Below are 23,662 nucleotides of genomic sequence, written 5' to 3' on the forward strand. Positions count from 1 at the left end.
ATGCGAGAGTCGTCGCCGAGACCGTCCTCGTCCCGGCTGCGCCGGGAACGGTGTTCGGGCACGGACCCGTAGTGGCCGCGCGGGCATCGCGCTGGGACGGAACCCACACGCTCACTGCTACTGCCGCGAGCCTTTTCCGAGTCATTGACGCTGGCTGACGCGCATGCCCGGTAATCCATCGACCTTTTTCGCGAGGGACATCGCACTGCCGTACCGGTTCTGCCCAGGAACTGGTGCGGTCCGCTTCGGAACACGAAGGCGGCACAAGGGATGTCCGAGTACACCTTTCATCAACCTTCCTACCTGTCCGAGAACATCGATCACCCCAGCGATCCGGCTGGCGCGGGCGAGCAGAGTCCCTCTCGGCACACGATGCCCGAGCCCGCGGGCCCACCGCGCGAACCATCCGAGGCACGGTTCGGGCCGCCCGAAGCCGTTCCCGCCGAGCTGCGGGACGGGCCGATCGCGCACCGGTTCGGCGCCGAGGATCTCGACGCGGTGCACGCGAAACTTCTACGCACAGTGCAGGACACCTCAGCGCTGCGGGCAGCGTGGGTCAGCGACGCGGTCGCGCACGATCTGGACAGCAGCGATCCGAGCTGGCGGTGGGCCCTGTATCCCAACGGCATCGATGCCGACGTGCGCCATGCGCGAGCCTCTGCCGAGCAGGGCGGGGTCCAGGCTACCGACATCATCGAAGCCGAAGCTCTCGGCAGCGCGGGAGTTCCCTGGAACGACAAGCCCGCACACCGCCACTTGGGCCGCATCGAACTACTCAGCCGAGAGGTATTCGACGCGAACAACCGGGCCGAGGCCGGACGCCGCCTGGTCGGAGATCTGGCCGAGCGTTTCGATTCCCTGCACAAGATTATCGACACTCTCAGCAACGGCCTGGTGCACGCACGCTCGATGGTCAACGACCTGGCCGAGGACCTCGCTGCCCACGGCTGGCCCACCCGCACCACTGGACCAGCACCCGACCCGCCCGGCCCCGACCCGATCTCTACCGCACCCGACGCCGATACCGGGACCGAAAGCGCCGACAGCGGTCACCGGATCGGGGACGCGGTCGGCGCAGCAATGCCCGACAACGACCAGCCCCACTGGTCCCCGCCAGAACCGCGGCCAGCGTCGGCGGACGAGCACCCCGGGGCGCACCCGGAGGTCGGCCGATGAACGCGGCCGCACGAGCATCCCGGCAGGACTCCAGCGGCAACGGGGAAGCCAAGGACCTCGAGCTGGTGCGTGTGGGGAGGCCGCGGCGATGAGCGGCCCACTGCGCGGACCGGACGCGCATGACCAGCAGTTGGCCACGACGCTGCACCGGATCCACGAACTGGCCACCAGCACCGCGGTGCTGGAGCGGGTCCTGGCGTTCGGCGGACCGGACTGGATCGTCAACACCGCGGCCCGTCGGCGCCACGAAAATCTCACGGATCTGGCAGTGGCCCACCACCATGCGCGGTTGCTGCGCATTCCCGAGAGCAGCATTGCCGCGGTGCGGCTGTGCGGGCAGGGCGGCCATCGCTGGATCGAGCCCGAACCCGGCCAGCTGTCCGACCCCGAAGGCATCCACCGGTGGGCGCAACAGATGACACCTGATATCCGCCGAACCGATCCGGTCTGGGGACACCGGGTTCCGGTCGAGGCCGGAGACCTTCCTCAGCAGACGAGCCGATGGCTGCGTCAGGTGCAGCGCTTGGCAGCCCAGGCCACGCAGATGCGACAGGACACCACCCTCACTGCCGCTGGCGGAGATTTCCGTGTGCTGGCGAACATGGTCGCGCGAGCAGGCCAGATCGACCGGCACCGTGAGGCCGCCGAGATCCGCGCACACGCCGCGGGAGTGTCGTTGCAGTGGATCGCCTGGGCACGGATACGCGGACACCTCGGCCGCGAATGGCACCCGGACCAGCCCCTGGTAACCCCGATCCTGGACACCAGACACCGTGCGGCCGAACAGGTTACCGACGATCTGCGCCACGTCACCGACATGGCCGCACTCACTGTGGCCCGCGATCACCTGTACTCAACCGACCCGGGTGTCGATACGCCGCACACGCGGCAGCAGCTCGCGCACACCATGGATGCACTGTGGTTGCGTGCGGCGCGGACCGCGCAGGTCGCTGGCTTGACTGCTCAAGAGCGTGGCCGGATCTGGAGCGCAAGTACACGCGACTGCATCACCCGGGTCCATCACCTTGTGCGCTTTCCCCGCCACGAGGTCGACACCCTCTGGCATCAGTACGCGGTCCCGGAGATCGCCGCGCAGGCACGCGAGTCGTTCGACGAGCTCGGTCACGACCATCGGACAACCAGCCTGCATGCGGCCACTGAACTGCTCCCACCTGCCCCGCATTACTTCCTTGCTCGCGCCCGCCACGCCCTGGACCAGATCGCCGCCAGTACACCCGCAGACGGCGGTATCGGCACAGCGATCGCCGAGGTGATCCCGGCCACCGACCGACCACGGACCTGGGAAACCGACACCACCCCACACACCCACGGCGACACCGACACGACTGGCCCACAACCAGGGCAAGGCCTGGAACCCTAACGCCCCGAACACTTCCGAACCACGCAGCCCATCAGCGAACGGAAGGACATCACTCATGACCACACCGGAATCGAACCCGGTCACCCGATGGCACACCGAACTCCTGGGAATCATCACCCACCTCAGCGCCGAGCACACCCGGGTCGCCGATCGCGGCCACACCGGCTACGACGGCACCGACGCCGAGGCCCGCGAAGCATGGCAATCACATTTGGACGGCTTGGCCGCACAGCGAGAGCACGCTGAACAGGCCGCGATGTCCGCAGGGCTGCGCGAACCGGCAATCCACCGAGCCCGACAGCAGGCAGATACGATAAGCATTGCACCGCAACAAGTTCCGGCATCCGCCACGACCGGGGTTCCTGAACATGTGGCGGAGTTCTTCACCGACATGTTGACCGTGGACATGTTCCACCTCGAACGCATCGCGATGCTCACCGCTGCCCGCCAGCACCGCCTGGACACCGGCCAGTACGGATTCGAGCCCAGCCCACACCTGGTCGCCGCGGTCGAACGCAACATGAATCTGCTGCACCTGCGGATCAGCGCTCTGGCAGCCGCCGCCGAGCTCACCCCGGCCGAAGGCCACCGGTTCTGGAACACCCAGCCCGAGCATTGGCGGCACCTGACACGGGTCACAGCGCACACTATGAACGATCTCGAACTCGAACACGCCTGGCGCGGTTACGCCTTCGGCGACACCGACCCCGCGATCCCGCCCTACATCCCGGTCGACCCACACACCAACCTGCCCATCGGCATCGCGCACACTATCCCGCCGACACCGAGCGAACTGATCACTCTCGCTTCCACCGCCCTGATCAGCCCTACTCCCACCACCGCGGGAACCCGGGCCGACGGCGCGGCCCCGACCGGCCAGACTGTGGAGGCGGCGCTGCCCGCCGACACCACACGCACCTGGGCGCCCGGCGAAAGCCCCGAGGCCACCGCTTCACCGTCGGGCCCGGACATCGGCCCGGACCCGTAGCCCTGGCGGTCACTCGCACTACGGCACATCAGCAGCCGTACGCGATACCCCTCGAGTTCCTGGCTGTGGTGGTTGTTGACGCCACCCATCACAGCCCCCTACGACGCAGTTCACTTCTCCGCGAGGGACATCCACACCGCCGCCGAATCCGCGCACACCGCGTGGAAACACCGGTCCGGTCCGCTCACCAGCGAGGACGCGATGTCCAACACCAACCCCATCCCCGCATCGGAAACTTCTCCGCCACCGCTGTTTCCATCCGCACAGGCCAACACCGAGGCCGCGGTCGAACACAAGCTGGCGAGCCTGTACCTCAGAATGGCGGTCCCGCCAGCTCTCTACGACGGACCGGTCACCCAGACATACGGGCGCCGCGCCGCCGACGATGCCGTGGCGGCTGCTCGGTTGCGGCAGGTCCAGAACTTGGCCGCGATCACCGCAGGCCACATCGAGGGCGTTGTCCTGGACGACGATCCCACCAACCGACAGCAGCTACTGGCCGCAGCGCTGGCTCACGCCTGCCACGCTGCCACGACAGCCGGAATCACCGAGGACCACATCCACGCCGCCCGGGAACTGGGGGAGTCGGGTGTGCCGTGGGCGCACGCTCCCGCGCACCGCTACCTCGGACGGATCGAACAACTCACCGCCGAGCTCGCCGACGCACACACCGGCTCAACCGTGCTGGCCATGGTCGCCGCACAGTCACTCCAGCGAGAACACCAGGCGCGCACCGAAATCACCGCACTACGTGAGCAACTCGCCCAACCCACCAGCGACCCGACCCACGCACCCGGTTCGGTCGAAGCTGGTGCGCCCCGGCTCCGAGCGGTGCCGTCCCCGCAGCAGCAGCCCGTATCGGACAGCGATGTTCGCCTCGAGGGAGCGGGGATCCAGGACGCCGTCACCGCAACAGACCTCGGGGACAGGTCCACAGCCTGGGAGCCGGGCGTCCACCCCAGCGGTACGGACACCTCTGCCGGGGTGCGATCGACGGGGCAGGAGGTGCAGCCGTGAGCTGGCCGGACACACGGGCCGGGATCACCGACCCGGACCACTACACCGATATCGACGACCCGGCTGTGCGCGAGCTGTTCGCCGCGTTCGCCCACCAGCACCTGCTCAAGCAAGTCGCCCCGTACGGCGAAACTGGCAGGCAGACAGATCAATTCGAGCAGACAGCCGAGCAGCTCGACACCGAATGGGCCCAGCACCGAGATCCTCGGTTACGCCGCATGTGGGCTGACCTCAAAGACTCGGTCGACCTCTGGGAAACAGATCCCGACCATGCCCGGGGGATAGCTGAACAACTCGGTCGCGCCCACATGCGCGGAGACCTCGCCCCCGACTCGGAGCTGTGGCTGACCGGGCGGCACGCCCGCCAACTCACCGGCCACGCACACGAACTGCCGGCCCGATCCGACCAGGACGCGGCTCGATCCCGACCAGAGCCGATCACGGACCGCGCGTCCCTGCGCGACGGCTCCCGCGAGGAAGTCCCCGACCACCGCACCGCGGTGGACAAGACGCTCGGCGCCCCACGTACCACAAGCAGTGCGATCAGCTTGGCGTCGGTGGATGCGGCAATCACCGCGACCGATGAAATGCTGCTGGCCGAGGAATACCTCAGCCGCGCCGAGCAGCGAGCACTCCTGCTACCACCGCAGTTACGCGAGACAACCCTCCTGGACCCCGACACCCGGACTGCCCTGGGACCCGAGGTGCAGGCACGGCTGCTGTGGCAGATCCAGGACCTGGCCGCAGAACACACCCGCACCGCCGAGACATTCACCGGCGACACAGTCGCAGACCAAGCCACCATCGAACGACTCGACCGACTACAGGTCGCGCTGCGCTCCGCCCGCGCCGATGCGATCGATGCCGGTGTGCCCCACGACATCACCTACCGCGCCTACCAGCGTGGACGCGACAACTCCAGCCTGCAGAGCCAGCCTGCGGACCGTCCGCCCGGGAACCTCGACCCGCCACAACGACATACCACCGTCGAGACGAGCCCGGACCGAAGCGGGCAGGCAACCGCTTCCGCCAGCAGCATCGGCGAGCTGACCGCCTCGCCGGGCACGGTCATCGATGACGCAGTCGATGCGGCACTGACCGGTAATCGCGGCACCGACTGGCACTCACCCACACAGCACGAGCAGCAGCCAGCCGAGCAAGCCGAACTCGGAGCAGAGGTCGGATCGTGAAAACTCTTGCTGCACAGGACTGTCCACAACTGTTCACGGGGGCGTCGATGTCACCTGAGGCGATGTTGTGATGGCCAGACAGACTCGACGCCGCACCACCGGCGCCCTGGGCGAGGAAACCTGGCTACTGCTCGCATTTCTGGCCGTGGTGGGCCTGGTGGTGCTGGCGTGGATCGCGTTGAGCCTGGGAAGCTGGTGCGCCGGACTGCCTGTTGTCGCCAATCCGCTCATCGCTGTGCTCGAAGTGATCCTCGGCAGGCATCGATGGCCTTGGCAAGCATCCGCGATCGGTGCCGTGATCGCCACGGCAGCAACAGCATTCACACTGTATGCCCCGCGCCGGTGGCCGCGGCGCAGCGGCATCGACGCCGCCGCACGCACGATGGATCACCCGCGCACGATCACCCTGGCCCGCCGTCAGGACAACGCCATCGCCGCGAAACGGCTCCTCAGGGATGCACCCAAAAAGGTGCGGACGTTGGCCGGGCCACCACTGGGCAGCACCGTCCTGGGCGGGGTCGAATTGTTTCTACCGGCCGAGCAGTCTCTGGTCATCGCCGCAGGGCAGCGCACCGGTAAGACCATGGCGTGGGCGATCCCCGCGGTCCTGTCGGCGTGGGGTCCGGTCCTGGCCACGAGTAACAGGCCGGACCTCTACCAGCACACCGTCGCGGGAGCAGAGGAGCGCGGCACGGTGTGGATGTGTGACCTGCAAGCAGTCACCGGCACACCACATTGCGGGTTCTGGGTGAACCTGCTGGCCCAAGTGCACAATCTGCCCGCGGCCCGCAAGCTCGCCGCGTTCTTCGTCTCCGCGGCCTCGGGATCGGCGAGCGAGAGATCAGGCGCCAAGGTCGACTCCTACTTCGACGGCGGCGCACAGGAGCTCCTCGGATTACACCTGTTCGCTGCCGCCTGCATCGGCGGGGACCTGTTGCACGTGTCCGAATGGCTCTCGGCGGACCAGGATCAGACTCCGGCGCTGATCCTGCGCGCGAAGGGCCACCTGGTGCCCGCGCGCCGGATCCTGGACGCGCAATCCCTCTACTCCAGACAGCGAGATGGCTTGTACGACATGGCCAGACGATTCCTGAACACCTTGTCCGACGAAGGGTACGCGCAGATGGTGACCCCGCCCTCGCGCACGCGGTTCACCGTGTACGAGGGTGCCGACGGGATCGTCATCGACACCGCCGCCGAGCTGATCACTCATCAGCTGCCCGAATTTCGACCGGCACAGTTCGTGACCAGCACCGACACCCTCTACGCACTGTCTATCGCCGGGCCTGACTCCGCCGGGGCCCTGACCGCGGCGCTGGTCGGGCAGATCTTGGAAGCCGCGTTGAAGATCGCGCGATCCCGGCGCGGCGGACGCCTGGCGGTCCCGCTGCTGGCTGTGCTGGAAGAGGCCGCGAACTGCGCTCGCATCGATGAGCTCCCGTCCTACTACACGTACGCCGCGGGGAGCGGGGTGATCCTGGTGACGATCCTGCAGGTGATCGAGCAAGGCGAAGACCTCTGGAGCGTCAACGGATTACGCACCATGCGCGCGCAATCCATCGAAATCTTCGGCGGCAACATCGCCAACGACTCCTACCTCGAACAATGGGCCCGCCTCATCGACGACCACGACGTCGCCGACTACTCCCGCTCCGTCGGCCCCGGCGGGGTCAACCGCACCACCTCGTGGCGCCCCGAACCCGTTCTCAACATCGCCAAACTCAACAAACTCCCCCGCGACCGAGCCCTGATCCGCCTGCCGGGCCACGAACCCATCCTCATCAAAAAACACTTCTGGTGGGACAACCCCGACCTCGCCCCAATCATCACCACCTCCCTGAAGCGATTCAACAACGACCCCACCGCTGACGCAGCCATCGACTCACTGCCAGAGGACGAAAACGACAGCGGCACACGAGGAACCGAACTATGACCACACCGCCGATTTACCCCGCCACCCCACCGCCGGCAGCTGCCGGGACACCGAAGCAGACGCCGATCCCGCCCAAATACCGCGACTTCACTGTTTTCGCGGAGAGTTGGCTATTCCCGTTCGTGACCACGCGATTGGCCGAAGCCAACCGCGAACAAACCATGACCTGGTGCACTCAATGGTGGCGCCACAGACCCGTCGCAGTCCGAATTGCTCATCTGCACAACGCCTTCGAAGCCACCCGACGCAGCCGAAGCGGTAGCGCGGTATCGACCTACCTGCTGTCGCACATCGACGCCCACTTCCGCGTCATCCTGGACGCCGCGAACGGTCCCTTGCACCGATGCACACGCACGAAACACGTTGCTTTGCAACCACTTCCCTCCGATCCAGTACCACCGGGCTGGTTCGGTCAACCACCCAAACCCACAGCCCAGAAGAAGAATCCACCGCGGTACACCCACTACGTAGACTTCGTCGAACACTGGCTCCTGCCCGTGACTGCCGTGCGGATCTCGGGCAACAACCGCGAAGGCCAACACACCTGGTGCCGCCAATGGTGGGCCCACCACGGCGTCGCGGTCCGATTCGCCGCCCTGCACGCAGTATTCGAAGCCGCACGCACCGCAGACGACAAAACCGCCATGTCCACCTTGTTCGTCAACCACATCGACCCACACATGCGTCACATCCTCGAAGCCGCCAACGGGCCACTGCACCGCTGCACACCCGACCGGCACATACCCCACCCGGGCCTGACCGGCGCAAGCGTCCCGCCGAACTGGTTCGGCCTGCACGGCGCCGCCACCCCGGTCGAGGAACTGGGCTTCGGGCCGGACTTTCGCGGTCTGCGCGCAGGCGCCTGAACACACCACAACCCGACGTGACCGCTGAAGACGAGGCAACACAACAAGATTCGCCGTCCAATGAGCAGAAGGGGACTTCGATGAACGACACCGTTACCGATGGGCTGCAGCTGTGGTTCGATATCCGGCCCGCCCGCACCCGCACTGAGTTCCGAAAATTTCGCGGACTGAACGCCATGGCCGGTGCAAACAATGCCACACGGTCCGCGCGCCAAATGTGGCTCGCCCACAAAGCCGGACTGCTCTCGACCGGACTCGAACCCCATCACACCCAGACACTCGATGACGCCTGGGCCCGTGGAGGATTGCCTGCGGCGGTGGCCGCGCGCTCGATCGCTCTTGTCGCGGTATCCAGCGACGAGATCGTCGGAGGACTGACCGCAGGCCCTTCGTACCGGGCAATCAGTCCGCTCGGGCTCGCCGCCCCCGATCTCGCCCGGCATGCGGTCGAAATCATGGCGAAGATCCACACCATCACGGTCATGCCCGAATACCAAGGCGTCGGCATCGGCCATGCCCTCATCCGACGCAGCATCGACACATACACCGCAACCGGAGCACGGATCATCTACGGCCAATTCACCACCGCCACAGGACAAGCCCGGTTCTACAGCCGCTGCGGCCTGATCGTCCACCCACCCGGAACCGCGCTATCGTTTGCCGAGCACGGCCTGCCTACCGGTCAGATGCCACGATCAGACGAGACCTTGTTCTCCATTGCACTGTGACTCCACCCGCAATGAACCACTACATAACTACGTGCGGAACGTGATGGTGTGCGGCGGCACACCCGGTGTTCTGGTCGCGCCGCTGACTACGGTCACCGCGCGTCACCCCGGCTGGAGACGGCGCGAGTGGGATCGGCGGGAATGGCTGGGGGTTCGCTGGCGGTTGCAGATCGGGGTGGCAGCCTGTTAGGTCTCAGCTGGCCTCCCGCTCGGACCCTGCCTCCACCGAGTCAGGCCATGAGAACTGCTCTCCTGCGGACAATCGGCAATCGGCCCTCGATCAGCGCGGTCGCCTCCACCAGGGCGCGGGCGTGCCCGTCGGAGGGCAACACGTCGTGCAGGATGCCGAGTCGGTCCAGGACCGACTGCACGTATCGGTCTGCCATGGCCCGGAACCGCATGTCGGCGTCTCGGCGCTTCTCCGCGCCGAGTGGGATGCTCGGATCCAGCTCCGTGCGCAGGATGAGGTCGTAGTGCTGCGCGTGGTCGGCCACGATCCTGCCCAGCTGTTCCAACCGTCCTGGCTCGGGCAGGGTGTCCCTGTAGGCGAGGGCGGCCTCGTAGTAGCCGAGCGCGTCGGGAATTCCCCTGTCGACCAACAGGACGTCGGCCTTGACCCACGCCTCCAGCTCGAGGCTGATCCCGCGCGTGATGATCCACATGGTGGAGGCCCAGGTGTGGTTCCACAGGATCGGCAGGCCGAGTTCCAGCGCGTTCACTCCGAGGTCGTTGACCACTGCGACATCAACCCGGTTGCGGCGCAGCCGATCCGCGAGCGCGTTGACGAACGTGGTCTTGCCGGTCGAGTGCGTCCCGACCAGAGCGATCGTGACCGGCCGGGTCACTTGCTCGATGCTCTCGGTCACCAGAGTCCTCCTTCGGGTTCGGGTTCGGGAACGAACTCCGGCGGTGCGGCTGCGGTGACCAGGGCGGGCCAGTCCATGCCGCTGTCGGTGGTGAGCTGGACCAGCAGTTGCCACGCGGCCCACGTGTCGTAGGCGGCACGGTGGTAGCCCTGCTCGCGCATGGCCTCGGTGTCCAGGTTCGCGTGAGCGATCAGCTTGTCCAGCCCGTATCCGCCCTCCAGGCCGGGCCACACCTTCTTCGCCAGGCGCAGCGTGTCCAGCACCATCGGCGGAGTCCAGTCGGGCAGGTGCCGACCGATCACCCCGTGCTCCACCTTCGCGTTGTGCGCCACCAGGATTCGGCCGTCCAGCGCGATCTGAATCGTCGGCGCCAACTCCGCCCACACCGGAGAATCGGCGACGTCCTTGTTGCTGATGTGGTGAACCTTGCGGGTGACGATCGGCGTGATCGGCTGCTGCGGCCGGACCAGCCATGAGCGCATGTCGTCGGAAGTCACCGCGGATCCGGTCACCGACAGGATCGCGATCTCGATGATCTCGGGCGGGTTCTGGCCGTTACCCTCCACGTCGACGACGGCTGTGTCTCGGTCTCGCAGCGTGGGCGGGAGTTCTGCGGGTGCGGTCACTCCTCCTGTTCCTCCTCTGAGGTGGCGGGCCAGCCGATTTCGGATCGGCCATGCCTGCCCCAGCTAGCGATGTGACTCGATGTGGGCCGCTAGGGTCCTGGGCGTGCGGACAGGATCGCGATTCCCGCAGCTGCGGTCCCTGCGCACAGCAAGGAGGTGGTGGTACAGGGCGGAGAGGCCAGCCAGACGCTGTTTGTATCTACGGCGATCTCGCCGCCCTCGACGGATCAACGCTCCAGGAGGGCCCGCCGGAGGAGCGGTACTCGGCAGCGGCGGTTCCGGCCGATTCATAGCTTGGGCTGCTGCATCGGATCGCGGCATTTGCATGCGGTTTATGCGGGTTCGTGCATGACGCTTGACGGCTTCACACTTTATCTGTCAACGTCAAGTCGCGTGTTTGCATAGATTAGGAGGCTGTGATGGCGGAGTGGACGATTATCGGCGGTGGGAATTGCGGTCGGGATGACTGTCCGACGGTGTTCACCACTGGTGCAGGCGGAATTGCTGTTCAGGGTTACATAGTGGACAGAGAGACGCCGTCGGGTGAGGCCGTCGTTGAGATTCCGGAGAGTGTCTTGCGGGAGGCTGTTCGTGCGCTTGGATGGTGACGCGTGGCGACAGTTCTTCGATTCTTTCACTCGGGACGCTTTCCGGCTGGAGACTTTACCTGCCTACAACGTGGGTAGCGAGAAGGACGAGTACGATAATTTTCTGACCACGGCGCAGCTCGATATACCCGATGATGATCCATGGCTGGCGAGGGTCCGCAAGTTCCGTGAAACGGGTCGCAATATCGCCCGCGTTCACGTTATCACTAGGCCGCTGACGGACTATCTGCGATATGAATTTGCGGTATATCGACACACTGTCACCGCCGGTGAGGATGTACGTATTCTCGATCTTACCGGCCAGTCGAATCCGGGTCTGCCTGCTCAGGATTTCTGGCTGTTCGATGACGCGAAGGTGGTACGAATGTATTATGCCGCCGATGGTACCCAACTTGGCCGGGAATTTCTGGAGGGTATAGATCCCGCGCCATATGTGAGGTGGAAGGAGACTGCGTTACGCCACGCTGAACCGTTCACCAACTACTGTTCGAAACAGCGAATTTGAAACTTGATCCTACGCAAGCCGGGCGGGACCGTAAAAGCTTGGCCTCCGCCCTTCGTGACCTGCGTAACGCGTCGGGCCTGTCTGGAGAACGGCTGGCCCGACGCTGCGGAATGAGTCAGAGCAAGGTGTCTCGGATCGAGACCGGTCGTCTACTGCCATCCGTGACGGATGTAGAGCAGATGCTTGCTGGCCTGGGGGTCGACCACTCGACGCGAGAAGAGTTACTCACGTTGGCTCGGGTCGCTAATACGGAATATCAGGATGTGCGGGCATCGGTGCGTCGGGGGCTGCATCATCGACAGCGCGAACTGGCCTCTCTGGAGCGCGCCGCCACGCGGATTCGATACTTTCTGCCTGCGCTCATTACTGGCCTCCTGCAAACTCCGGAATACATGCATGCGGCGATGAATACTCCGGTAGAACCGGCGACGGCCGACACCGATCCGGCGATCGCACTGAAACTGCGTCGCCAAGCTGTGCTGCACGATCAGGGCAAGCATTTTGAGTTCATACTCACCGAGTCCGCCGTGCGATGGCGGCTATGCTCAGACTCGGTCATGGCCGTCCAAATCGACCGACTGGTGTCACTGTCACGACTGCCCAATATAAGCATTGGAATACTTCCGCTAGCGGCGGATATTCCCGACGGGGCATATCATTCCTTCGTCGCTTACGATGCGCATTTGGTGACCATTGAGCTTTTCACGGGTCAGTTGGTATTGCGCGACCCAAAAGATGTCGACCACTACCGGGAATTGTTCGAGTTATTCTCTTCCCGCGCCCTCTGGGGAGAGGATGCCCGCAACTTTCTCGATAGCCTGGCGCGCACGTTCCGGAGCGGCAAATAATTCGAACACGTGCATAGAGCTGGAACTCGACCAGCGCTCTTTCATACCGTGATCCTATGCTGCTTGCTGAAAGTGATCACCCTTACGGTATTTTCCTGTTCCTTCCGCACGTGCAGCGTGTTTCCCTGCGATTCTCCCGCTGCACGAAAGATCTCCCGGAGAGGAACAATTGACATGAGTATCTTCTCGGGGCGGCGTTCGCAAGGGGCGCTACATAATTCGACGCCTACGCCGGGCCTGCGGGAATCGCTGGCTGAGGAGATGTTGAAGGATCGGCAGTCGGCGAGGTTTCTTACCGCCGAGGCGAACAGTTACATCTATGCGTGCTGTCTGCGTGTGGTGGCTCAGTTGGGGGTGGCTGATCTGCTGGCGGATGGGCCCGTGCACGTCGGGCATCTGGCCAAGTGTGTGAGCGCCGACGAACAGGCTCTGTATCGCGTGTTGCGGTTGCTGTCCACCCGGGGGATTTTCTGCGAGACGGCGGCCGGGGTTTTCGTGCTGATGGAGCGGGGGGCATCGCTGCGGTCCGATTCGAGGCGGTCGGTGCGCGAGGGAATTATGGCGGCTACGACACCGGCCATCTATCGCGCGGGTGGCGAGCTACTGCACTCGGTGCTGACAGGCGAGCCCGCAGTGGCTCATGTGTTCGGTCAGTCGTTGTTCGAATACTTCGGTTCTCACACCCCGGAGGGGACGGAATTTCATTCCGGAATGGGGCAGTACTCGATGATCGAGAGCGAGAACTTCGTCCGAGACTGCCGGCTGCCCGAGACAGGCACCGTGGTGGATGTGGGCGGAGGTCAGGGGGAGCTGCTGGTGCTGATTCTGCAACGGCACCGGCGGCTCCAGGGGGTTCTGTGCGATCTGCCCCATGTCATCAGGAATCACCGCATGGGAGCAATCGAGGACGCGAGCCGCTGGCAGGTGGTCGGCGGCAGCTTCTTCGACTCCGTTCCTGCCGGGGGCGATGTGTATGTGATCCAGTACGTCCTGCATAACTGGTCCGACGAGCAGTGCCTGACGATTCTACGGAATTGTCGGCGTGGAATGGCTCGCGGTGGACGAGTCATCATCCACGATATGATCGTCCCGCCCGGCAACGAGCCCGATCAGTCCAAGGTTCTGGATATCGTCATGATGTCCATCGTGACCGGCCGTGAACGCACTCGGCAGGAGTTCGAACGCCTTCTCGACGCGGCAGGTTTGCGGATTGTTGGTATCACTCCTCCTTCGCTGGGTGCTTTGTCGATCATCGAAGCAGAAGCGTTTTAAGAGTCCTCTGATCATGTTCTTTTCTTGTCGGTTTTGGAGAATTCATGACGGCATTCACCTTCGGTGATGTCTCCGCGATAAAGCTGTACACCGAAGAATTCGCAGCCGATCCGTACCGTTACTACGAGGAAATGTACAGAACCGGGAGTTCGCTGGTACCGGTAGAACTCGCCCCGGGCATCTACGCCACGATGGCTGTCCGGTATCGAGCGGCGCTGCGAATTCTGCACGATCCCGCGCACTTCCCCGCGGATCCTCGCGAGTGGCAGGCGAAGCTGTCGCCGTCCGAGCCGATCCTGGCCATGCTCGGGTACTATCCGTCGACTCGGTTTTGTGACGGCCCGGAGCATACGAGGGTTCGTCAACCGATCAAGGCTGCGATCGACAGCATCGATCCCAATCGTCTTCATGACGAGGTCGAAGACGTCGCCCTATCGCTGATCGAGTCGTTCAGCGAGAAGGGCAGCGCTGATCTCCTCTATGACTACGCGTTTCCCCTCGTATTCGATGTCCTGAACCGCCTGATGGGCTGTCCTGACGATTTCGCCGGGGAGATCGCCGCAGGAATGATGTTGCGGTTCAACGCGATCGGCGAGGAATCTGTGGCAGGCGCGAACCGGGCCAAAGCCGCGTTCGAACAGTTCGCCGCAGCGAAACGCCATCACCTCGGCAACGACATCGTCTCGCACATAATCCGTCACCCCAACGACCTGGACGATCCAGAGCTCGTCGGCGCGTGTATGTCCTGCTACGGCGCGGGTATTCAGCCGTTGGTGAATCTCATCACCAATACGGCCTGTCACATCATTTCCGATGACCGGTTCGGTGGTGGTCTGCTGGGCGGAAGCATGCTTCTGCGCGATGGCCTGGACGAGGAGCTGTTCTACGACCCGTCGATGCGGGTCTTCTGTGTCCGCTATCCGACGACACCTGTGCTGTTCGACGAGGTGTGGCTGCCGCCGCACGAGCCGGTCCTGATCGGCATCACCGCAGCCAACAACGATCCGCACATCGCGGGCGATCGTTTCGGGAACCGTTCGCACCTGGCCTGGGGAGCGGGCCCGCACGGCTGCCCCGCGACGTCGCCCGCGTATCTGATCGCGCAGGGCGCGGTCGAGCAGCTCATCGATGCTCTTCCGGACATGCGGCTGGATGGTGAGCTGAAGTGGCGTTCTGGGGCGTTCCAGCGGGCACTGGAAGGGCTGATCGTCACCTTCGACCCGTACACGATGCCTGCCCGAATGCCACCACCTCCCATCCTCCCGGCCCTGCATAAGACGACGACATGATCGACACGGCCTGGGACCTGAGACCACCGCACGACCCTCGACAGCGCAGGCTCTGGACCGGTCGCCTCGATCACGATCGGGTAGCTCGACCTATCGAGGTCGATGATCTACCTCCGTTTCACTGACTCCGCCAGTAAAGATCCGCAAGACCCTGTTGATGGAGATGAGAAAGTTGAAGATTCAGTGGGCAAACCAACACGACTTTCACGCGCTACTGAAACGATCGGAGGTCGAGGATAAACCCGTTCTGCTGGATCTGCACTCGCCTGACTGCTCCGGTTGTGTCAATCATGATCGACGGATCTACTCGGATCCCGATATCGTTCGTGACGTCATGGAACACACGTTCCCGGTCCGGGTCGGCACCACGGCTCCGGACCGGGCGAGTACCGATATCATCAATAACCACATATACATCTGGTCGCCGACAATCCAATTGCTCGCACCCGACCAGACGCGGTACCACGAATGGAATGGGGCACCGCGCCGTACTCGTCTGTCTGTCGGCTATCAGACGGTCTTCCATGACACGCCAGGGCATCTGACACCGGACGTGTTCAAAGCCCAGTTCCTCGTCGCCCGCGGCAAGGCAGCGCTACGCAGCAAGAAGTACGGCAAAGCGATTGGTCTCTTCGATGAAGCGCTCGCTCGCCACCCCGGTGATCGCGTCACGGTTGAGGAGGCTGCTCGCTGGCGTAAGGTCGCCCGGAGTAGCGGTGTCATCGAGTCCACTTGGGATCGTCATCACCAGGTGACCACCTCTCCGCTCGCTGCCGCAGTCGAACGTTTCGCCCAGACGGTCGCCGTATTGCCCGACAGCGTTCTGATGCAGGACTGGATCGGCAAGCCCGGAGCCGGTGACTGGCAGTGGTATTCGGACTGCCTTCGTGAAGTCGTCCTACAGGCATACCAAGAACTTTGCGATTTCGCCGTCACTGCCGAACGCGAACGCGCGCAGCACGGGCCGCAATTCAACGACACACACCGCCTGCTGGGCCAGCACCGTTTCGCCTACCGCGAATTCCAGTCGCTGTTCGTCGGTGTCCCCGACGCACTGCTGGATAGGACGCCGCTGCGTTCCGAGCGATCCATCCGAGAAAATCTGGCGCACATGGTCATGGCTGAATGGTGGGCCTATCGTCCGCAGATCCTGCATGCGCTGGATCGAGGTCGCAAAGGGCTTGCGCCGCAGGTTGTCCCGGCCGCGGACACTGTTGCTCAGCACGGTGAGCCGCCGGGCAGCCACGAAAGCCTGCACGAGCTGTTGGCGCTGTATGAGCGTCTGCATCTGCGCAACACGCGGGACTTCTCGGACATCACCGACAACGAGCTCGGAATCCGTTCTGCATGGTGGGAACTCGGGCCTGTCGAGCTGCGGTTCCGGCTCGAGCGTTATATCTGGCATCCCCGCGACCACGCCGTCTCGATCGACAAGATCCTCGACGCATCCGGTCATCGGCATACATCCAACCATCGCTTCGCAGCACGCCTGTTCAGCGGATTGGGAACCGCCGAAGCCGCACTGATCGGAGCCGATGGATTCCTCGCCGACCAGGTCGAGTCCCTGACCAGCACGATCAATGAACGAGCAGGCGAAGCCACGCAACTGCTCAGCCAGATCACCGATACCAAACCGAGCATCGGATAGCTGACCCTCCTCGGCCAGCGAGCCAATCACCTGCCAAACCAATCCGAGGACGACACATGTCTCCCGATCTGCAACAGCCCTACTCCTACCGGCGGCAGAGCACGCACGAACCCGACCATCGGCGGTTCCCAGGCTGGCGGACAACGACTGAGCGGGAATGGAATTCGCCGCAGTGGCAGCGAGCCCATTGCGTCAAGAACATCCGGCAACTCCGCGATGTCACCGACACGCTGCTGAGCGATGCCTTCTTCGCAGATCTCGAGCGCGACCAACGCGAACGCGCGACCATGTCCATGCTGATCCCACCCCACATGATCAATACGATGTCCGCCGAGGCCCCGGTCCGCGGACCGGCAAGCCTCACGGACGCCTTCTATCGCGACCCGGTCCGCCGCTACATGCTTCCGGTCTTTTCCGACCGTTGCACCGAGTTCCCCTCCCATCCCTATGCCCAGAGAGACTCACTGCACGAGCGTGACATGTGGGCCACCGAGGGCTTGACTCACCGTTATCCCACCAAAGTCCTGGCGGAGGTGGTCTCCACCTGCCCGCAGTACTGCGGGCACTGCACCCGAATGGACCTGGTAGGCAACTCCACTCCGCAGATCGGCAAGAACGGATTCACCCTTCGCCCGCAGGCACGCCTGGATGCGATGCTCGCCTACCTACGGGCGACACCGACCGTGCGGGATGTCGTGGTCTCCGGTGGAGACCTGGCCAACATGCCATGGCAACGGCTCGAAGCCTTCGTCGACGCCTTGCTGGACATCGATTCCATTCGCGACATACGCCTGGCGAGCAAGGCGCTGATCGGCTTGCCTCAACACTGGGCCGCTGATCACGTGGTCGCCGGTATCGCACGACTAGCGGGCACGGCCCATAGTCGCGGAATCCAGTTGTCCCTGCACACCCACGCCAACGTGGCTCAGCAAGTGACCCCGAGTGTCTGCGCTGCCGCCGGGCGCCTGCTGGAGGCCGGGCTCCGGCACATCCGCAACCAGGCAGTCCTGTTGCGGTCGGTGAACGACAGCCCGAGCGCGCAGCTCGACCTGTGCTTCGCCTTACTCGACGAGGCCGCGGTGATGCCGTACTACGTCTACCTGTGCGACATGGTCCCCTTCAGTGAGCACTGGCGGGTCTCGGTAGCCGAGGCCCAAACCCTGCAACTGGACATCATGGGGTACCTCCCGGGTTTCGCCACCCCACGGGTCGTCTGCGATGTGCCCATGGTCGGCAAGCGATGGGTGCACCAACCGGCCGAGTACGACCGGATACGCGGAATCTCCTACTGGTCCAAGAACTACCGCACTGCGGCAGAGGCCGCCGACCACGACGCATTGAGCCGGTTGCACGCCTACTACGACCCCATCCACACTCTTCCGCCGGAGGGACGGCAATGGTGGGCCAACCGTGAGCACGACCGCCAAAGTGCCACGCCACGACAACAACTCGCTTCGTGATGGCGGCGGACCCCAGGATGGCAAGCCCCGAACCCGAGCGGCGAGCGGTAGCATCGTCGCCCGTGACGCTGCACCTGTTCGACACCGCCACGCGAAGCCTGCGGGAATTCACTCCCCTGATCCCCGGACAGGCGACGATCTACCTGTGTGGCGCTACCGTGCAAAGCGAGCCGCATATCGGACACGTGCGCAGCGGTGTCGCGTTCGACGTGCTGCGCCGCTGGCTACGAGCCAACAACCATGAGGTGACCTTCGTACGCAATGTCACCGATATCAACGACAAGATCCTGGACAAGGCCGCCGAGGCCGGCCGCCCCTGGTGGGAATGGGCAGCCACCTATGAACGCGCCTTCGACCACGCCTACGACACACTCGGCGTACTGCCACCGTCAGCGCAGCCCCGAGCAACCGGGCACATCACTCAGATCATCCAATTGACTCAGCGGCTCATCGATACCGGCCACGCCTACGCCGGACAAGGCGACGTGTACTTCGACGTGCACAGTTTCCCCGACTACGGGGCGCTGGCACGCCTCAACCCCGAAGACCAACAGCAGGGGGAAAGCCTCGGTGTAGGCAAACGTGACCCGCTGGATTTCACCCTCTGGAAGGCGCGCAAGCCCGGAGAGCCCGAGTGGCCCTCGCCGTGGGGACCCGGCCGTCCGGGATGGCATGTGGAATGCTCGGCGATGGCTACCAGTTATCTCGGTGCCGAGTTCGATATCCACTGCGGCGGTATCGATCTGGTGTTCCCGCACCACGAGAACGAACTCGCCCAATCTCGCGCCGCCGGTGACGGCTTCGCCCGGTACTGGCTGCACAACGGATGGGTGAGTCTGGGTGGGGAGAAGATGTCCAAGTCGCTGGGCAACGTGCTTTCTGTGCCGAATGTGCTCAAACAGGTTCGGGCCGTGGAACTTCGCTACTACCTGGGTAGTGCACACTATCGGTCGATGCTGGAGTACTCCGAGCAGGCACTCGACGATGCCGCCGCTGCCTACCGGCGGCTGGAAAGCTTCGTCCGCAAGGTCAACGATGCCGCGGGTGACGTGCCGCTTGGCAAGTGGACCGATGCGTTCGCCTCCGCCTTGAACGACGATCTCGCCGTGCCCAAAGCGCTCGCCGAGATCCACAAGCTAGTAACCGAAGGCAACAAGGCACTCGCCGGAAACGACACAGGCGCAGCCGCCGACATCGCCACCCAGGTGCGCGGAATGCTCGACATCCTCGGCCTGGATCCGCTGAACCCACACTGGGCCCAGCCCGCAGACACCACAGCCACTCATCAAGCGCTCAACGTCCTGGTGGCCGCACAACTCGAACAACGAGCCTCAGCGCGCGCCGCCAAAGACTGGCCCGCCGCCGACATGGCGCGCGATCGCCTGGCTGCCGCCAACATCAACGTCACCGACACTCCCGAAGGTCCGACATGGACCCTTCACCAGCAGTGAATAGAGTTCACCGACGCCGGGCCTGTCGCGCACTGAGCCTGGAATACCAGCAATGAGAAGAAAGCGGTCCCGCCTCCGACACCAGTTCGGAGTGAGACCGCTTGACTGTGGTGTAGTGCGCAGCCTGAAGAAGCTACGACACCGGACGTTTGAACTCGCCATCGTGCAGACCAGCGGTGAATGCATCCCATTCACCCGGCATGAACACCAGGGCCGGGCCGGTGGGGTTCTTGGAATCCCGGACTCCCACCTGTCCGTTGTCGAGCCACGCCACCTCGACGCATTCACCGCCCCCGTTGCTACGGCTCGACTTGAACCACTGCGCCCCCGTGAGGTCAGCGCTCACTGTCATACTCCCTTGCTATCTCTCTGATCATGTCTCGGCTCCGGCGAACATCCAGCGCCGCACTTTGCAGGCTACGGAACACACTCCGAAACCGGGCAACATCCTCGCGCCCCTGAAGGTAGACGTCCCCGGCGAAGCTCTCGGCATACACCATGGCAGGTTCGGTCTGCCTACGGCCGCGCACCTTGGGAAATCCCATGATGATGAACTGCGACACCGCGTAGCCCGTGGGCAAGCCAGAGCGCGACGGCAAAACTCGCATCTCCACATTATCCCGCGTACTCAGGTCGGCGACGTGCCGCAGTGCAGGCCCCATGACACCGGGACCACCGACCATGCCCTGAAGCACGGCCTGGGTGAGGATGACGCTGATGCGCGCGGGCTTCCGGGTACGAGTGATGAGATGTTGGCGGTGCATGCGTAGAGCCGCACGCCTGTCGAGTGCGTCTTTGCTGTCCTTCGGGAACGCGAGACGATCCAAAGCTTTTGTGTACTCCGGAGTTTGGAGAAGACCTGGGAGAACGAGTGGTTGGAAGATGTCCAGAACGCTTGCGCCCGCCTCCAGTCCTATGTAGGTATCGAACTTCGCTTTCATCACATCATCAAAGCTGCGCCACCACGATTGCCCAGCGGTCTCCCGTGCGAGTTGGAGCATGCCTTCGATCCGGTCGGGATCGTCGACGCCGTACAGCTCACATAGCTCACGTATCTCGCGCTCTCGAATTTTGGCGGTTTTGGCTGTCTCGTGGTTCTGGAGCGTGGTCTTGCCCCACTCCATGAGGTCTGCCGCCTGCTGGAGTGTCAGCCCGGCGGCGTCGCGTGCCTCGCGTAGCAGCCGCCCCAGCTCGCGGCGCGGCAGACTCGAACCCAACTCCTCCGGTTCATCGTTTTCGGCCGCAGCGGCAATGGCCATCGAAACCCCTTGCGTTGGTTGCCGGTCGGATTCCGCCGTCCAGCGTGGTCGGATTCCGACCAAGCGTAGTTGGCAACCACGAACCGATCGTGGCAATTCGTAAGACTTTCCGCGGGGCGCCCCTCTTGCATGTCCCTACCTGCGGTTTTCGCGTAACAATGCTTGGCGTGAGCGCAGCGCCATCCGATCTCGATATGGGCTATTCGGTCCGGCTCGTGCACTGGGAGGTGGGATGCACTCTGCAAGCCCTGTATGGCCGTGCGGCTTGATCACAATCCGAAGCTTCGACCGGCGCTGGTCCCTCACCGGTGCGGGCCGGGCATTCATCCGACCGAAGGCATCGAAACGATGAACGAACAAGTAGTGCAACGAGATACAGCGGGAAGGGGAGATCGGTCCAAGGCGGTCGGTGTGGTGCGTCCTGAGGTGTCGAGGTTGGATGCGCCGTGGCATGCGGACGAGGTGCGTCGGCGTGCGGTCAGGTTGGGGTACGAGCTTGTCTACATGGTCAGGCCGCCGCAGGATCACGCTGACCCGGTCGGGTACGCCCTGGGGATCGCGGCTGGGCTGGGTGCGGATGTGGTCGTGGTCTACGACCTGGGTGCGGTGGATCAGTCGCCCGCGCGGGTGTGCGAGATGTTCGATCTCGAGACTGTCGTGCCGCCCGAGACGTGGGCGCGGGTGCACGAGAGTTGTTCGGGCACTGAGGATGCGCGGTCGGTGCCGTGTGTAGCCGAGACCGTGTAGCGCGGTGGAGGCGACAGTCATGGACGAGGAGCATCACACCGAGGTCGACGGCGTCGAGGCGACGTGGCGGCCCGCTCATTTGGATGACAGGAAAATCGAAATCATGAAGGTGCACAACATCTCTGGTGGTACGGAGCAGGATGTGATGTTCGCGCCGGGCACTGATCTGGTGGCCGCGCGGGAGCGTTTTCCGGCGCTGGGTCCGTTGTGGGACAAGGTACGGGCTGAATTCTGGGTGTGGCTGTCACCGGCTCCACACGTCTCGGTGAGTAACCGTGGGGAGGGGCGGCGGTGGGATTGACCAGGAGAGACAGTGCGCCGTGGCCGATCGCGACCATGGGCGGCGCGTGTGCGGCCCATGAGAGGCCACGCTCGACCGGGAGTGCTATCCGCGGCAAGTTCGGGGCGGAAGTGTCTCCAGGTCAACAGAATTCACGCGGGACGATCTAGTGGATCGGCGGGATGGACCGGGTGTCTAGTCCTGCCGGTGATCACGCGGAGTTCTCGCGCAGCCTGCCCCGGACTGCTCGGGTGTTGGGGTTGATCGGGAAGCCGATCTCGGCCCGCAGTCTGGCGGGCAGCTTCCCCCTTGGGCCGACCATCTCCGCGCTGCGCTGGCTGCTCGAGGGCGGGTACGTGGCTTCGAGCGCATCGCACACTGCGGGGACGCGTCGTGAGCCGGTGTACTGGCTCACCGGCCAGGGTCTGAATCTGCGTCGAAATCTCTTGTGCCGCAGCGATAAAGCTGGCGGCCGAATCTGAAGGAACGGAGGACCGAACGTGTCCTGTGTCGATCGAGAACATCCGAGTTGTCGGGGTGGTGATCATCGTGGCTGATCGAGCGTATCCGCACATGTTCGTCACCGCTGACAGTCGCCTCGCTGAGGACCTGTGTGGGGTGGAGTTTCACGACTCGTTGACATTTGTCCGCGCGCAGGAGTTGGCCGAGTTCCATGCCGAGCACCCGCTCGACGAATGCCCGGTTCTGCGTGCGGCCATGGCCCGGTTGCGGGAGGAACCGGGCGCGGTCGCTGACGGGGATGGGAGGAGTGGTGTGCGCGGGAAGGGGTTTGCGGTGTTCGGTGGTGGTGTTGGGGGATTTGCCTGGCACGATTGTGATGAGGATCCGGGCCCGATAGTCTCGGTGGCGATCGCGGTTGCGTGGGCTGATCTGACGCGTGGGTGCGACCCGCTGCAGTGCAGGATGCATGCGCGGGTGTGCGAGGCGTTCGACGAGTTCGGGATCGAGCCGTGCCCGCCGCGGCAGTGCGTCGAGGGCGCGTACAACTCTTCCGCCGACCGGGTCAATGCGCTGGTGGCGGCCGCTGCGGTGGTTGAGGTGCCGTACGAGTACTGCCGTATCGACCCCGGTCCGGTCCCCGAGCCCGTGGGCCGGATACTGCTGGACCTGCACCACCATTGCGATGAGCGCTCGTGCCGAGCCAAACAACGTGGGCAACAGGGGATTACCTGCGATTCGGCATCGAGCCCGGTGCCCGAGTGTCAGGTGCCTGAGGAGCGGGTCGCTCTCGTTGTGGACCGTGTCGTGGCCGCCGATATCGCGCTACAGATGGCCAAGCACGCGCTACGGCCGGGGAAAGAGGAGGCGAGCGCGGAAATGATCACCGCGACAGCCGAGTTCGCCTCCGCTCGCCGCCTGCGTGACGCGTTGTTTCTGGCTGGGCTTCCCGATGACGGCACGGTCCCGGCGTCGATGGTCAGGGCATTCGGGATGTCGCTTCGTGAGGTCCGCCGCCTTGTGCCGGGTCTGCGCGCTCGAAATCGCAGCGCCGGGAGCGTGTGA

At 64.2% G+C, this 23,662-nt stretch carries 23 protein-coding genes; 19 read left to right on the forward strand and 4 right to left on the reverse strand.

The window, feature by feature from the left end:
• The first annotated feature begins 270 nt into the window (after positions 1–270).
• The 8 genes from K7711_RS19220 (at position 271) to K7711_RS19255 (ending at position 9,279) form a co-directional block, all read left to right on the forward strand.
• A complete protein-coding gene (locus tag K7711_RS19220) occupies positions 271–1,176 on the forward strand; it encodes a hypothetical protein (protein ID WP_222970768.1) in 906 nt (301 codons plus the stop codon).
• A gap of 88 nt (positions 1,177–1,264) precedes the next feature.
• A complete protein-coding gene (locus K7711_RS19225; protein ID WP_222970769.1) occupies positions 1,265–2,557 on the forward strand; it encodes a hypothetical protein in 1,293 nt (430 codons plus the stop codon).
• A 55-nt stretch (positions 2,558–2,612) separates the two neighbouring features.
• On the forward strand, positions 2,613–3,545 hold the full coding sequence (locus K7711_RS19230) for a hypothetical protein (protein WP_222970770.1): 933 nt from the start codon (positions 2,613–2,615) through the stop codon (positions 3,543–3,545).
• Positions 3,546–3,620: 75 nt separating this feature from the next.
• Positions 3,621–4,562, forward strand: a complete 942-nt coding sequence (locus K7711_RS19235; protein ID WP_222970771.1) for a hypothetical protein — start codon at positions 3,621–3,623, stop codon at positions 4,560–4,562.
• Positions 4,559–5,752, forward strand: coding sequence for a hypothetical protein (locus K7711_RS19240; RefSeq protein ID WP_222970772.1), 1,194 nt, complete (start codon positions 4,559–4,561; stop codon positions 5,750–5,752). The genes K7711_RS19235 and K7711_RS19240 overlap by 4 nt, the downstream gene beginning before the upstream one ends.
• Positions 5,753–5,822: 70 nt before the next feature.
• A complete protein-coding gene (locus tag K7711_RS19245) occupies positions 5,823–7,685 on the forward strand; it encodes a type IV secretory system conjugative DNA transfer family protein (RefSeq protein WP_222970773.1) in 1,863 nt (620 codons plus the stop codon).
• Positions 7,682–8,551, forward strand: a complete 870-nt coding sequence (locus K7711_RS19250; RefSeq protein ID WP_222970774.1) for a DUF4913 domain-containing protein — start codon at positions 7,682–7,684, stop codon at positions 8,549–8,551. The genes K7711_RS19245 and K7711_RS19250 overlap by 4 nt, the downstream gene beginning before the upstream one ends.
• Before the next feature lie 80 nt (positions 8,552–8,631).
• Positions 8,632–9,279, forward strand: coding sequence for a GNAT family N-acetyltransferase (locus K7711_RS19255; protein ID WP_222970775.1), 648 nt, complete (start codon positions 8,632–8,634; stop codon positions 9,277–9,279).
• A gap of 230 nt (positions 9,280–9,509) precedes the next feature.
• Here K7711_RS19255 and K7711_RS19260 read toward each other — a convergent pair whose 3' ends face one another.
• Together K7711_RS19260 and K7711_RS19265 are read right to left on the reverse strand one after the other, a co-directional pair.
• Positions 9,510–10,145 (reverse strand): AAA family ATPase, encoded by a 636-nt coding sequence (locus K7711_RS19260; protein ID WP_222970776.1) that lies wholly within the window; start codon positions 10,143–10,145, stop codon positions 9,510–9,512.
• Entirely contained in the window at positions 10,142–10,771 is a 630-nt protein-coding gene (locus tag K7711_RS19265; RefSeq protein WP_222970777.1) for a 3'-5' exonuclease, read from the reverse strand. The genes K7711_RS19260 and K7711_RS19265 overlap by 4 nt, the downstream gene beginning before the upstream one ends.
• Before the next feature lie 591 nt (positions 10,772–11,362).
• On the opposite strand from K7711_RS19265, the gene K7711_RS19270 reads away from it, so the two are divergent.
• The 7 genes from K7711_RS19270 (at position 11,363) to cysS (ending at position 19,852) form a co-directional block, all read left to right on the forward strand.
• Positions 11,363–11,884 carry a DUF6879 family protein gene (locus K7711_RS19270; protein ID WP_222970778.1) on the forward strand — a complete coding sequence of 174 codons (522 nt, stop codon included), beginning with the start codon at positions 11,363–11,365 and terminating at the stop codon, positions 11,882–11,884.
• Between the two features lie 38 nt (positions 11,885–11,922).
• Positions 11,923–12,732, forward strand: coding sequence for a helix-turn-helix domain-containing protein (locus tag K7711_RS19275; protein ID WP_222970779.1), 810 nt, complete (start codon positions 11,923–11,925; stop codon positions 12,730–12,732).
• Between the two features lie 174 nt (positions 12,733–12,906).
• On the forward strand, positions 12,907–14,004 hold the full coding sequence (locus K7711_RS19280; protein ID WP_222970780.1) for a methyltransferase: 1,098 nt from the start codon (positions 12,907–12,909) through the stop codon (positions 14,002–14,004).
• A gap of 44 nt (positions 14,005–14,048) precedes the next feature.
• Complete coding sequence (locus tag K7711_RS19285; protein ID WP_222970781.1) at positions 14,049–15,293, forward strand: cytochrome P450 family protein; 1,245 nt, start codon at positions 14,049–14,051, stop codon at positions 15,291–15,293.
• Positions 15,294–15,456: 163 nt separating this feature from the next.
• Positions 15,457–16,941 (forward strand): DinB family protein, encoded by a 1,485-nt coding sequence (locus K7711_RS19290; RefSeq protein ID WP_222970782.1) that lies wholly within the window; start codon positions 15,457–15,459, stop codon positions 16,939–16,941.
• Between the two features lie 56 nt (positions 16,942–16,997).
• On the forward strand, positions 16,998–18,401 hold the full coding sequence (locus K7711_RS19295) for a KamA family radical SAM protein (protein ID WP_222970783.1): 1,404 nt from the start codon (positions 16,998–17,000) through the stop codon (positions 18,399–18,401).
• 62 nt (positions 18,402–18,463) lie between these two features.
• Positions 18,464–19,852, forward strand: coding sequence for a cysteine--tRNA ligase (gene cysS, locus K7711_RS19300; RefSeq protein ID WP_222970784.1), 1,389 nt, complete (start codon positions 18,464–18,466; stop codon positions 19,850–19,852).
• A 133-nt stretch (positions 19,853–19,985) separates the two neighbouring features.
• Here the strand turns inward: cysS and K7711_RS19305 are convergent, their stop codons facing one another.
• Positions 19,986–20,198 carry a DUF397 domain-containing protein gene (locus tag K7711_RS19305; RefSeq protein WP_222970785.1) on the reverse strand — a complete coding sequence of 71 codons (213 nt, stop codon included), beginning with the start codon at positions 20,196–20,198 and terminating at the stop codon, positions 19,986–19,988.
• On the reverse strand, positions 20,188–21,111 hold the full coding sequence (locus K7711_RS19310) for a helix-turn-helix domain-containing protein (RefSeq protein WP_222970786.1): 924 nt from the start codon (positions 21,109–21,111) through the stop codon (positions 20,188–20,190). The genes K7711_RS19305 and K7711_RS19310 overlap by 11 nt, the downstream gene beginning before the upstream one ends.
• Positions 21,112–21,459: 348 nt before the next feature.
• Here K7711_RS19310 and K7711_RS19315 point away from each other — a divergent pair, with 348 nt between their 5' ends.
• From K7711_RS19315 to K7711_RS19330, 4 genes are all read left to right on the forward strand, one after another.
• Entirely contained in the window at positions 21,460–21,858 is a 399-nt protein-coding gene (locus K7711_RS19315; protein WP_222970787.1) for a hypothetical protein, read from the forward strand.
• Between the two features lie 19 nt (positions 21,859–21,877).
• Positions 21,878–22,159 carry a hypothetical protein gene (locus K7711_RS19320; RefSeq protein WP_222970788.1) on the forward strand — a complete coding sequence of 94 codons (282 nt, stop codon included), beginning with the start codon at positions 21,878–21,880 and terminating at the stop codon, positions 22,157–22,159.
• A 161-nt stretch (positions 22,160–22,320) separates the two neighbouring features.
• On the forward strand, positions 22,321–22,620 hold the full coding sequence (locus K7711_RS19325) for a hypothetical protein (RefSeq protein WP_222970789.1): 300 nt from the start codon (positions 22,321–22,323) through the stop codon (positions 22,618–22,620).
• A 67-nt stretch (positions 22,621–22,687) separates the two neighbouring features.
• Complete coding sequence (locus K7711_RS19330) at positions 22,688–23,662, forward strand: hypothetical protein (protein WP_222970790.1); 975 nt, start codon at positions 22,688–22,690, stop codon at positions 23,660–23,662.

Origin of the sequence: Nocardia coffeae (assembly GCF_019890715.1) — a bacterium.
Lineage (GTDB): Bacteria > Actinomycetota > Actinomycetes > Mycobacteriales > Mycobacteriaceae > Nocardia > Nocardia jiangxiensis.

Bases quoted from the DNA above. Each gene is read 5' to 3' on its own strand.
- K7711_RS19220 (WP_222970768.1), top strand. From the start codon at position 271: ATGTCCGAGTACACCTTTCATCAACCTTCCTACCTGTCCGAGAACATC.
- K7711_RS19225 (WP_222970769.1), top strand. From the start codon at position 1,265: ATGAGCGGCCCACTGCGCGGACCGGACGCGCATGACCAGCAGTTGGCC.
- K7711_RS19230 (WP_222970770.1), top strand. From the start codon at position 2,613: ATGACCACACCGGAATCGAACCCGGTCACCCGATGGCACACCGAACTC.
- K7711_RS19245 (WP_222970773.1), top strand. From the start codon at position 5,823: ATGGCCAGACAGACTCGACGCCGCACCACCGGCGCCCTGGGCGAGGAA.
- K7711_RS19250 (WP_222970774.1), top strand. From the start codon at position 7,682: ATGACCACACCGCCGATTTACCCCGCCACCCCACCGCCGGCAGCTGCC.
- K7711_RS19255 (WP_222970775.1), top strand. From the start codon at position 8,632: ATGAACGACACCGTTACCGATGGGCTGCAGCTGTGGTTCGATATCCGG.
- K7711_RS19280 (WP_222970780.1), top strand. From the start codon at position 12,907: ATGAGTATCTTCTCGGGGCGGCGTTCGCAAGGGGCGCTACATAATTCG.
- K7711_RS19285 (WP_222970781.1), top strand. From the start codon at position 14,049: ATGACGGCATTCACCTTCGGTGATGTCTCCGCGATAAAGCTGTACACC.
- K7711_RS19290 (WP_222970782.1), top strand. From the start codon at position 15,457: ATGAGAAAGTTGAAGATTCAGTGGGCAAACCAACACGACTTTCACGCG.
- K7711_RS19295 (WP_222970783.1), top strand. From the start codon at position 16,998: ATGTCTCCCGATCTGCAACAGCCCTACTCCTACCGGCGGCAGAGCACG.
- K7711_RS19310 (WP_222970786.1), bottom strand. From the start codon at position 21,111: ATGGCCATTGCCGCTGCGGCCGAAAACGATGAACCGGAGGAGTTGGGT.
- K7711_RS19315 (WP_222970787.1), top strand. From the start codon at position 21,460: ATGAACGAACAAGTAGTGCAACGAGATACAGCGGGAAGGGGAGATCGG.
- K7711_RS19320 (WP_222970788.1), top strand. From the start codon at position 21,878: ATGGACGAGGAGCATCACACCGAGGTCGACGGCGTCGAGGCGACGTGG.
- K7711_RS19325 (WP_222970789.1), top strand. From the start codon at position 22,321: ATGGACCGGGTGTCTAGTCCTGCCGGTGATCACGCGGAGTTCTCGCGC.